An 11,427-nucleotide genomic window follows, 5' to 3' on the forward strand; every position below is an offset into this window, starting at 1 on the left:
GGGTAAAAGTGTTACCAAGGTGCGTGTTAACGGAAAGTATTTTTTTGGAGGCGACGTTAAAACAGCCACTAAAAATCTACCTGCTGATATTGTGCAAAACATCCAGATCATTGATGATTATGGCGATCAGGCCAATATTACCGGTATAAAAACGGGAGAGCCTGATAAGGTATTGAACATCACCATTAAGCAAAATAAAAACTACGGATACTTTGGACAGGCCAGCTTAGGTGGTGGTCGTGATGCCATTCCGGGTGTATCAAGTGATAAAGAGAGTAACAGGTATGTAGCTTCGGCCAATGTGTTTAGCTTTAGCGGCGACAGGCAGCTGGCATTTTTAGGTAACCTGAATAACACCAATACCAACCTGTTTACTTTCGGTGGCGGTGGTCCGAGGGGTGGCGGCCCGGGTGGCCCTCCGGGATCAAACAGCAGTTCATCAAACGGGATCACTACAGCACGGTCGTTCGGTTTCAATTATCGCGATAGCTGGGGCAAGAAAATTACCGCTTATGGTAGCTACAGCTTTGCCGATAATTCGGTGAACACCATCAGTAGTACTATTCAAAATAACCTTTCGTCAACCAACCCAAGTACCAATACGCAAACCAATAACCAGCAGGACGAAAAGCTGAACCACCGGGTTAACTTTAATATCGAGTATAAACCCGATACTATGAATTATGTAAAGATCACCCCAACATATGCTTATGCCAGCACCAACACCACATCTGATGCTACAAGCTTGCTGCTCAGAAATTCGGAAACGGTATCGAACTATAGCCTCGCAAACCTTAGTAAATCAACCGAACCCAATTATGGTGTTAATGTGTTGTTTAACCACAAGCTTAATAGTCATGGGCGTAACTTCAGCGTAAATGTTGGCGCGGGCAGTTACACCATTAATAAATATCAAAACCCGGTTTACACTTATATTGATGGTGCCCGTAATGCACCATTAAACCAGTTCATCAATACCGATAGCCGTACCGACAGCGTGGGGACTACAGTATCGTACATGGAGCCTATCAGCAAGAAAGGCTATCTGGAACTTAACTATGCTTACCACTACGCCTACACCACTGCTGACAGGGCTACTGATACCCTTGCGGATGACGGAAATATCAACCGATACGATTTGTTGAGCAATAACTATAATTCAACTTTTGTTACCAACAGGTTCGGGCTTAACTATCGCTTTATCGACAAAAAATATAACTATACTTTAGGTGTAGTAGCACAGCCAACGTTGTTAAAAGGATCGTCGATAGTTGATGGCACACCATTTACAACCAATAACAACACATTTAACTGGGCACCTACTGCCAGGTTTATCTATAACTTTTCGCGCAGTCAATCACTTAGTTTAAATTATAACGGCAGCAGCAACCAGCCTACTTATACGGAATTACAGCCGGTTACTGATTTCAGTAATGCATCATACCCGGTTCAAGGTAACCCCGATCTGAAGCCAGAGTTTAATAACACGCTATCTTTAAAGTACAATAAGTTCAATTTTGAAAGCGGTAATGTGTTTTTCAGCAACCTGTCGTTCATTAAAACGGATAATAAAATAGTAGCCAATACCATTACCTACCCTAAAAATTATGCGCCTAATAGTAAGCTGGCCGGGAGTATTTTAACCCAGTATTTAAATGCCGATGGGTATTATTCGGCACAGGGATTTTACGTGTTTGCCAAGCCTTGGGAAAAAAGAAAATATAATTTGTTCATGATCGGTAACATTTCGTACAATAACAACGTCTCATATATAAGTAATGTCGACTCTGCTACCTATAACATGACAACCGAGAAAAATATAGCCAAAAATCTGGTGTTATCTCAAGGCGCGCGCTTCAGGGTGAGCATTACTGATGTTATTGATGCCGAAGCAAGCACTACTTATAGTGTTAATACGTCAAGCAATTCTATTAAACAGGCAAACGTTAACAGCAACTTCCAAACCCTTAACCTGGGTGTTAACGGCAAAAGCTATTTTAAAGACTGGACTTTGAGCTATGATTATTCAAAAATGATCTATTATGGCTATACCGGTGCTACCAATCCCAATATATTGAATACTTATGTGGAACGCCGCTTTTTGAAAGGCAACGCCGGTACGCTGCGTTTTTCGGTAATGGATGTGTTTAATGAAAATACCGGGTATACCACTACTCAAAACGGTAGCTACATCACTCAAACCAACAGTAACCGTTTGGGCCGTTACTACCTGTTAACCTTTACGCTTAAACTACAGAAATTTGCCGGTAAGCGGCCAACCCAGGAACGCGGCGGACCAGGTGGTCCACCTCCGGGCGGCGGCCCCGGCGGACCGACACCGTTTTAAAGAACGGCAAGGTTCATAAAATATTAAAAACCTTCCCATCCCTGAGAAAGATGGTGAGTCAGATCAAACAACATGATGATCTGAGATTTAGTTGATGTTATCATCAGATAACTACAGGGCGTTCCGGGGTGAGATACGGAGCGCCCCTTTTTTTATTAATTATACGTTAATGCACCAACCGGGGTTTTATGATATTTACGATTTTAATTAAATATTGTTTATTTTCTTTATTCTCTTATTAATATTATGAGTTATTAATAATGCTTAAGCAGTTAATACATTATCTTTTAATTAATTGAAAAATGATAATTTATTCCCGCTTTAAAACTGCTTTGTTTAATTGAATAATTTCCTGATATTTTATCGCCGCTATTTATCGTTGTAGGAATTGCATAAGAGGCATTGACCTCAAACGCTTTGTTGATGATTAAACCGGCTCTTATCGGAAACCCCAGCCAATTTTTATCGAACGATAATAAGTTATTATTTGAGGCTGATGTACTTGTCGAACTGATTACCTGAGTGTATTTGGCAAAACTTACAGTTACGCCTATACCACCATAAAATTTGATTGCATTAGTGTTGTATAAGTAATAAATAAATTGCGGGTAGGCAGTTATATTACGCTGATCAAAGTGATATTTTATTTTTGGCTTATCAGGCTGACCGTAATAGAGATCGGCCATTGTTTCGTTAGAACTTGTCCAATACATCAGTTCGGCTCTGAATACTGCCCTCCCTATTTTTGCATTTGTGTAAAAGTTAACACCTGCCGAGAATGTTGGGCCATACGTTGTTTTACTGTCGTTGGCATTGCGAAATGGCAATTCGCCCCCGAATTTAAATTTACTGGCGGATACACCTGCGCCAACAAAGAAATCAAAGGATGATGGAGTTTCATAGTGCATATTGTCTACAGCCATGTCGTTTATCATTCTCGATATTTTCCTCAAGACAGGGGTTTTATAGCTGCCCTGTTCAATTTCTTGTTTTAGCTCTACTGATGAAGGGTTATATTTTGTGGCCAGATCATATAACTGAGGTATGAATTCATTTTCGACGTGGGTAACGGGGCCCATGTCGGGAATAAAATATTGTTTAAATAACAATTCAAAGGTTTTGCCGGCTTTATTGTCAGCTATAAAATACCGCATTTTAATCGCGTCGTTATAGGAGTACAAAGATACATTAGGTCCCTTTTGCTGCAGTTTTAAGAATATAACGTCCTGCTTTTTACTTGAATCGCGGCCTCGCGACAATCTTGAAATATTTGTTTCGTCGGTACTAACAAAACCGCTGTAACGCTGATATGCTACCGAGTTGGTTATTTCAAAATATACAATATCATTTGGCGTATAGTTTTTTACTTCGGCCCCGTTCAACGAGGTTTTGAAGTTGATAATTGTTGGGTTGGCATCCCACTCTTTTTCGTTAATAACCCCCTGGATAGTTTGGCCATTAATAGTAACAACATAACCGGGTTTGAAATTGCTTTGAGCTTTTAAAAGAAAAGGACACAGAAGTGGTACTAATAGCAGTAAATGCTTAATTTTCATTGTGAGTTGGTTTGAGTTTAATTGGTAGCTGAATATAATGTTAAAAAAATATAAACTTTATACTTTCTTAAGAAAATAAGCAATTTTTACAGTTTTTGACTACATTTAGCCCGTTGTTTGTAAATAAAACTGAATGAAACCGCTTTTACTCAAAGTTTCTGCCGATCCGGCGCATTCCTTTAGCGTAAGGCATGACGTATTACCGGATATCAATAATCGCTGGCATTGCCATCCCGAACTGGAGCTCATTTATTTCACAAAAGGGGGCGGGACGCAGTTTATAGGAGATAGCATTAAACAGTTTGAAGACGGCGATATGGTGCTGGTTGGATCAAACCTTCCGCACTATTGGCGCTTTGACGATATGTACTTTAATAACGGTAGCGACCAGGTGCCGGTTGATACCATCGTGGTGCATTTTTGTGAAAACTTTTGGGGCGATCAGTTTCTTCAGCTCCCGGAAAACAAGCTGATCAAGGTATTGCTTGAGCGCTCAAAGCGAGGTTTGCAGATAAACGGCGAAACAAAGAAACAGGTGGCCGGCATTTTAGCTTCCATGCTCAATACCGATGGTGCCGACAGGATCATCATGCTGCTAAAAGCGCTGAATACCATAGCAGGTAGTTCGCCGCTTAATTATTTAACTTCTATAGGTTTTAAGTACGATCATAACGAGTCGGAAAGCGACAGGCTCAATAATATTTACGAATACTCGGTACGTAACTTCCGTAAAAAGATATACCTGGAGGAAATTGCTGATATAGCAGGCGTAAGCGCCAATTCCTTTTGCCGCTACTTTAAATCAAAAACCCGCAAAACCTACTCACAGTTTGTGATCGAAATAAAAGTAGGCTACGCATGTAAACTGCTCATCGAAAATAAGCTCAACATCAAACAGCTTTGTTACGACAGCGGGTTCAATAACTTCTCTACTTTTCACAAGCATTTTAAGCAGGTAACCGGTAAAAGTCCGTTGATGTATCAGAAAGAGTTTACGAAGAAGGGATAGCAATAAAAAAAATGTCATTGCGAGCGATAGCGTGGCAATCGCATACTATACAGGGCGGCTGTGCTTCCGTGCGATTGCTTCGTCGTGCCTCCTCGCAATGACATTTTACTATAATATCCCTATATTGTAAACCTCAACCTCTTACAATATGATCCGCAATATCCTGCTTGTTACCTGGCGAAACCTTGTCAAAAACAAAACCTATACGTTCATTAATATTATCGGGCTTGCTTTAGGCATGGCGGCGTTCATATTAATATTCGCTTATGTGAATTTTGAGAAGAGTTTCGACAGGATGCATCCAGATGCGGCTAATATTTACCGGGTTGAGAGCCAGTTTTACCGTGGCGATAACCTCAGCGACAGCTGGCCAACCAGCACCAACGGCTACGCAACCGCCATGAAAGCCAATTTTCCCGAAATTGAATCGTACGCCCGTATCGACTGGCACAATGCGGAGCGGGTTGTTAAATACAATAACATCAAATTCAGGGAAGAACATGTTTGCTTTGCCGACAGCAATTTCTTTAACTTTTTTGCATACCCGATGCTTAAGGGTGATAAGCTTACTGCCCTTAATGAAGTTAACTCGATAGTAATTTCTCAATCGGCTGCTAAAAAGTATTTTGGTAATGATGAGCCGATGGGCAAGTTTTTAGATATAACCACGCTCGGTGATAGTTATCATTGTATGGTTACCGGGGTGTTTAAAGATTTGCCGGCTAACTCAACTATGCAGTTCAACTTCCTGGTATCATGGGCTACCATCCCTAAGTTTGAAAAGGATTTCTGGTACCTGCATGAAAGTTACACGTTTGTAAAGCTGAAGCCCCACGCAAGCCCGGCGACGGTTGAAGCCAAATTCCCGGCATTGGCCGAGCGCTATAAAACGGGTCTTTCTTTAAAAGACCTTAAATGGACGATAAGACTGGTTCCGCTTGCGGACATCCATCTTAACCCAGCCAAACCCAACGAAATTGAGGTGAAAGGCAATCGCTTTGCGGTAGATTTTCTGAGTATCATAGCCTATATTATCCTGCTGATTGCCTGTATCAATTACATCAACCTGGCTACCACCAAATCGGTAGACAGGGCGAGAGAGGTTGGCATACGGAAGGTGAGCGGCGCACATGCACCGCAATTGATCATGCAGTTCCTTGCCGAATCGGTTATCATTAATCTGGCTGCCCTGGTGATAGCTTTAGTACTGGTATTAGCCGGGCATTATGGCGTCATGAACTATTTATATGGCGAAGGTTCGTATGGCTTATTGTTCGACAGCGCTTTGTATCTAAAACTGGCGGCTGTTTTTATTGGCAGTATCCTGCTTTCGGGTATTTACCCGGCAACGGTGCTGGCTCGGATGAAGCCGATAGCGGTACTTAAAGGGCGCTTTGCTTTTTCAAAAAGCGGCGTGCTTATGCGCCGCGGAATGGTAGCTTTCCAGTTTATGGCTTCGGTATTGCTCATTGCAGGTACTTTTGCGGTTTACCGGCAGATAGTTTACATGAACAGCCAAAATACCGGGGTGAATATTGATCAAACCATTGTGGTGAAAATGCCGGTTAACACGCCAAACTACAATCAAAAAACAGCCAGTTTTAAAACTACACTACAAGCCTTTGCAGGTGTTAAAGCTGTGACGCTTTCCGGCGCAGTGCCGGGCAAGGAGGTAGGAAAATTTTTAGCTGACAGGCGTTTCGGCGCTCCTAAATCGGAAGAGCGCACTTATGAAATGCTCCGTGCCGATCACGATTTTATTAAGACTTATGGCTTGCAGGTAATAGCCGGCAGGGCTTTTGATAAAAGTCGCCCGGCAGATTCTGTTGGTTTAGTGATGAACGAAGCTGCTGTAAAACAGTTCGGCTTTGAATCGCCGCAGGATGCCGTAGGCAAAAAGGTTTGGATTGAAACATTAGATAAAGAACCCAACGAGATCATCGGTATAGTAAAAGACTATCACCAGCAATCGCTTCAAAAAAAATATACGCCGGTTGTGCTGTTCATGGATCCCAAACTGCCATGGATCCCGGCCGATTATATCTCGATAAAAGTAAATGGAGGCAATATGCGCCAGATGGTCGATAATATCAAGGCTACCTGGAATAATACCTTCCCCGAATCATCATTCGATTTCTTTTTCCTTGACGATTTTTACAACCGACAATATGCCCAGGATACCCAGTTTGGCCACGTATTTACGCTGTTTGCTTCTCTGGCTATATTTATTGCCTGCATTGGCCTGTTCGGTTTAACGGCCTATTCGGCTGCCCGACGTACCAAAGAGATCGGCGTACGTAAAGTGCTCGGCGCATCGGTGCAAAATATTATCTCCCTGCTTACCTGGGATGTGGTAAAGCTCATTTTTATATCAAGTATTGTGGCAATCCCGCTGGCATATATTTTCATTAACCAATGGCTTAACCGTTATGCCTTCAGGGTGCAGTTAACATGGTGGCAATTTGTTGTGCCGGTTTTCGCACTGGTGGCAATTGCGGTGGCAACTACGTTTTATTTAACCTTCAGAGCTGCATTGGCTAACCCGACGAGTTCGTTGAGGAATGATGGATAATGAACCATGATTTTTAGGATTAGAGGATTGTTGGGATGATGTCTGAACTCGAATTTATTGAATTAAGGAATTAACAGAATGCTAAGCAAATTCAATAAATTCTTTAATTCAATAAATTCGAGTTCAGACAAAGCTCCGGTAAAATCCGGTTCATCCGACTAATCCCCCCAAATCCCGGTTCAGACAATATCACGGTAATCCTCTAATCCTAAAAATCAAGGTTCAAAATCAACGCAATCAGCGTAATCAAATCAATCAGCGGTCCTATGCCAAAATAGTTGAACGTTTTGTTTAATTTTCGATAATTATTTAGCCTCAAACCTTATTTCTTTGTATTACCGATATAAACTTTTTTGAGAGCTATTCTATGAGCCAACGATACTGTTTAACCCTCGATCTGAAAGACGACGCGGCACTCATTGCCGAGTATGAAAAACACCATGAAGCCATCTGGCCCGAAATTCATGACAGCATTGTTGCCAAGGGAATCACCAATATGGAGATCTACCGTTTCGATACCCGCATGGTCATGATCATGGAAGTGGATGATACTTTCAGCTTCGAGAAATCGGCAGCTATTGACGCTGCAAACCCTAAAGTACAGGAGTGGGAAGATTTGATGTGGGGCTACCAGTCGCCGGTAAAAAATGCGCCAGTGGGTGCCAAATGGGTTTTAATGGATAAAGTTTTCTCATTATAAAAAAGAATAGCGATGCTAAAAAAACTACAATTACTGCTGATGTTTGTATTGCTGATGGCCCCATCGGTATTTGCACAAAAGATGATAGGCACCGAAACCGATGCCCAAAAAGATAAACGCATGGAATGGTGGAAGGACGACCGTTTCGGTATGTTCATTCACTGGGGACTGTACTCGCAGGCTGCCCGCCACGAATGGGTAAAGCACAACGAAAAAATTGACAACGCCGGTTATCAGAAATATTTCGACCAGTTTAACCCAGACCTATTCGATCCGCAAAAATGGGCTAAGCAAGCCAAAGCAGCCGGTATGAAATATGCCGTGTTAACCACCAAGCATCATGAAGGTTTTTGTCTGTTCGATTCAAAATTTACCGATTACAAGGCGCCAAATACCAAGGCTAAACGCGACCTGGTGCGCGAGTATGTGAACGCTTTCCGCGCACAGGGTTTAAAAGTGGGCTTTTATTATTCGCTGTTAGACTGGCACCACCCGCAATATACTATTGATGAGATCCACCCGCAGTCTCCTGCTGATAAAAGTGATGCATCGTACGCTAAGCTGAACAAAGGGCGAGATATGGCCAAATACCGCCAGTACATGCGCGATCAGATCACCGAGCTTTTAACAAAATACGGCAAAATTGATATTCTTTGGCTTGATTTCTCGTTCCCTCGTAAAGATGGACATGGTAAAGGTAAAGACGAGTGGGGATCAGTTGAACTGCTTAAACTGATCAGGAAGCTACAGCCGGGTATTATTGTAGATAACCGTCTGAACCTGGAAGAATATAAAGACGGTGCTGATTTTGAAACACCTGAACAGGTAAGTACTGCCGAACTGGCTAAATACCGAGGCAAAACCTGGGAAACCTGCCAAACATTTTCAGGTTCATGGGGATACTACCGGGATGAAAATACCTGGAAAACCCACCGTCAGTTGCTCGACCTGTTAATTACTTCGGTAAGTAATGGCGGCAATCTGATCCTGAACGTTGGGCCAACTGCGCGCGGCGAGTTTGATTACCGCGCTAACAATGCGCTGGATAGTTTGGCTTACTGGATGCATGCCAACAGTAAATCTATTTACAATTGTACTTACGCTCCCGATGCCTATAAAATACCTGAAGGAACCAAACTTACTTACAACAAAGCAGCCGGTAAATTGTATGTACAATTGTTCAGCTATCCGCAGGGGAAACTGATACTGCCCGGATATAAAGGCAAGATCAAATACGCGCAGTTTTTGAACGATAGCTCGGAGCTTTTATATAAAGAAACTAATGGGGATGACCTGGAAGTAATTTTACCGGCAAAGAAACCGAATTACGAAATTCCGGTAATTGAACTCACGCTTCAGCAATAAGCAAAAAAATATTGTCCTTACTAAAAAGGGACCGATCATATACAATGTCAACACAAAAAGAAACATATTTAAGGATCCATCCGCATGATAACGTACTGGTAGCCCTTCAGGACCTGCCGCAGGGTACCGTTATCTCGTTTGATGGACAAACTTTTACACTAGTAGATAAAGTGGCAGCCAAGCATAAATTTGCGATCAATGAGTTGCCCGAAGGGAAGGAAATTTACATGTACGGCGTACTGGTTGGCAAAGCATCGTCAACTATACCGCAGGGGGGCTTGTTAACCACCGAAAACGTACACCACGCCGCCGAAGGTTTTCATTTAGGAGAGCGCAAATTACAATGGCACCAGCCAGATACAGGGAATTTTGACGGCAAAAGCTTTATGGGCTACCACCGTACCGATGGGTCAGTAGGTACCGGAAATTACTGGATAGTAGTACCGCTTGTTTTTTGCGAAAACAGGAATATCAACGTGCTTAAAGAAGCTTTGGTTGATAAGCTGGGCTATAAAAAAGCCAAAAGCTACGAAGGTGATGTTGAGCAGCTAATGGAACTTTACCAGGCGGGTAAATCGGTTGAAGAAATTCTGAATGCTGATATCCAGGCTACTGAAGATAAGCCAAACGCCAAACGTTTATTTAAAAATATCGACGGGATCAAATTCCTGAGTCATAGCCTGGGCTGCGGCGGTACACGTGAAGACTCTGATGCACTTTGCGGATTGATTGCAGGTTATATCACGCATCCCAACGTGGCTGGTGCAACTATATTAAGTTTAGGCTGTCAGCATGCACAGGTAAGCATTTTACAAAATGAAATTGCCAAACGTGACGCTAATTTCAGCAAACCGCTGGTTGTATTGGAACAGCAAAAAGTAGGTACCGAAAGCGAACTGTTGAAACAGGCTTTAAAGCAAACTTTTGCAGGTTTAGTAAAAGCCAATGAAACTACCCGTCAGCCGGCACCTTTATCAAAACTTTGTGTTGGTTTGGAGTGTGGGGGGTCGGATGGTTTTTCGGGCATTTCGGCAAACCCGGCGTTGGGCTATTTGTCCGATCTGCTGGTTACCATGGGCGGCTCGGTGATCCTTTCAGAATTTCCGGAACTTTGTGGAGTGGAGCAGGAGCTGAGCGATCGTTGTATCGATGTAGAAACGGCTAACCGTTTCATGCACCTCATGACCACTTACAATGCTCGCGCCGAAGCCGATGGTTCCGGTTTTTATGCCAACCCTTCGCCGGGAAATATCCGTGATGGATTGATCACTGATGCTATTAAATCGGCAGGGGCAGCAAAAAAAGGCGGTACATCACCAGTGACTGCGGTTTTGGATTATCCTGAAAAGGTAACTAAACCTGGTTTGAATTTATTATGTACCCCGGGCAGCGACGTGGAAAGTACCACAGCCGAAGTAGGAGCAGGCGCCAATATCGTATTGTTTACCACCGGCTTGGGTACGCCGACAGGTAACCCTGTTACACCGGTTATCAAGCTATCAACCAATACGGCAATGTTTCAGCGCATGCCCGATATTATCGATATCAACTGCGGTACCATCATTGAAGGTTCCGAAACTATCCAGCAGGCCGGCGAGCGGATCCTGGATTACGTAATAAAAGTAGCCAGCGGCGAGGCGGAACCGAAATCAGTAAAACTCGGCCAGGATGATTTTATTCCGTGGAAGAGAGGAGTGTCTCTATAGGATCGGTGAGTTGTTGGTGACAACACCAACAACGGCGATAAAAGTTTTTTAATTCCCCTCTTGAGAGGGGGCGCGATGGGAAAGAGCGTTAGCAGGGGTGTGTTATGCAAGCGAGTATCAAAGCAGAAACACACCCCTACACCCCTCTCAAGAGGGGAATCGCACTTGCCCA

General features: G+C 43.0%; 7 protein-coding genes. 6 read left to right on the forward strand and 1 reads right to left on the reverse strand.

The window, feature by feature from the left end; translation table 11 throughout:
* A partial coding sequence (locus VF500_RS23505; RefSeq protein ID WP_330862007.1) for an outer membrane beta-barrel protein occupies positions 1-2,347 on the forward strand: 2,347 nt, incomplete at its 5' end.
* Between the two features lie 287 nt (positions 2,348-2,634).
* On the opposite strand, the gene VF500_RS23510 is transcribed toward VF500_RS23505, so the two are convergent.
* Positions 2,635-3,903, reverse strand: coding sequence for an outer membrane beta-barrel protein (locus VF500_RS23510; RefSeq protein ID WP_330862008.1), 1,269 nt, complete (start codon positions 3,901-3,903; stop codon positions 2,635-2,637).
* 133 nt (positions 3,904-4,036) lie between these two features.
* Here VF500_RS23510 and VF500_RS23515 point away from each other — a divergent pair, with 133 nt between their 5' ends.
* The 5 genes from VF500_RS23515 (at position 4,037) to VF500_RS23535 (ending at position 11,255) form a co-directional block, all read left to right on the forward strand.
* Positions 4,037-4,912 (forward strand): AraC family transcriptional regulator, encoded by an 876-nt coding sequence (locus VF500_RS23515; RefSeq protein WP_330862009.1) that lies wholly within the window; start codon positions 4,037-4,039, stop codon positions 4,910-4,912.
* Positions 4,913-5,060: 148 nt separating this feature from the next.
* Positions 5,061-7,484: an ABC transporter permease gene (locus tag VF500_RS23520; protein ID WP_330862010.1), complete on the forward strand. Its 2,424-nt coding sequence runs from the start codon at positions 5,061-5,063 to the stop codon at positions 7,482-7,484.
* Positions 7,485-7,851: 367 nt separating this feature from the next.
* A complete protein-coding gene (locus VF500_RS23525; RefSeq protein WP_330862011.1) occupies positions 7,852-8,184 on the forward strand; it encodes an L-rhamnose mutarotase in 333 nt (110 codons plus the stop codon).
* Between the two features lie 12 nt (positions 8,185-8,196).
* Positions 8,197-9,549 carry an alpha-L-fucosidase gene (locus tag VF500_RS23530; protein WP_330862012.1) on the forward strand — a complete coding sequence of 451 codons (1,353 nt, stop codon included), beginning with the start codon at positions 8,197-8,199 and terminating at the stop codon, positions 9,547-9,549.
* A 44-nt stretch (positions 9,550-9,593) separates the two neighbouring features.
* Positions 9,594-11,255, forward strand: a complete 1,662-nt coding sequence (locus tag VF500_RS23535) for an altronate dehydratase family protein (protein WP_330862013.1) — start codon at positions 9,594-9,596, stop codon at positions 11,253-11,255.
* Positions 11,256-11,427 lie beyond the last annotated feature (172 nt).

The sequence above is a fragment of the Mucilaginibacter sp. genome, assembly GCF_036383575.1.
GTDB lineage: Bacteria > Bacteroidota > Bacteroidia > Sphingobacteriales > Sphingobacteriaceae > Mucilaginibacter.